The sequence below is a fragment of the Rhodoferax ferrireducens genome (assembly GCF_003347515.1).
GTDB lineage: Bacteria > Pseudomonadota > Gammaproteobacteria > Burkholderiales > Burkholderiaceae_C > Rhodoferax.
Window position 1 is genome coordinate 1 of sequence record NZ_QEII01000131.1, and the last position, 708, is coordinate 708.

Consider the following 708-nt stretch of genomic DNA (forward strand, 5'->3'; position numbering starts at 1 on the left):
AGCGAATCAGCTTCGCATCGCGTATCCGAGTGAGCCACCCAGGCCAGCGATAGTGGGCACCGCGGTCAGAGTGAACGACGGGGCGGTCATCGCTTTTGGCCACTCTTTCGATGGCCGCATCCAACATTGTGTTAACGAGTTCGGCATCTGGACGCGTACCGATTGACCAACTGATAACCAGCCCATCGAAGCAGTCGATCATGGGCGACAGATAGCAACCCTTCGAGCTTGCTGTGCGCTGATGCCATTAATTCGACCGCAATTAGCCGCAAAATCTCTGTCTTCTCCAGTCGGTCTTGATGAAAATCATCGAGCTCCCACAAGACAGACATTGCGGACGCTGGCCGATCAGCGGGAGTATTCGATAGGCATTTCAGAAGCGTATCTCGAGGAGCGACGCTATCCAGTTCCTTGGCAGCGGCGCAAAGTTGGCCGACGCTTACGAAATTGACCCTTCCTGTCAAGCAAGCAATGCACATCGCCGCCCACGAGTACAAGTCTCGACGCTCGCTAAAGACACCGTCGTCCGGTTCTGTCGGCGTCCAAGGGTGAGATCCCGCCGCTGCGAAAGTCATTCCTAACCTCTTAAGAAACTTCCCCAGCAGCCTTGAGAAATCGGATATTTGAAATCATGCTGAGGAGGTTTGCTGTGGTGTAAGTTGAAAGCCCAATTGGTGAGCCCGACGAGTGAGATTTTGCACCACTCTT

1 pseudogene is annotated in these 708 nt (G+C 54.0%); it reads right to left on the reverse strand.

The features are described from left to right. A pseudogene (locus C5P05_RS00595) lies at nt 1-214 on the reverse strand (DDE-type integrase/transposase/recombinase); the annotation flags it as partial. Nucleotides 215-708: the final 494 nt, after the last annotated feature.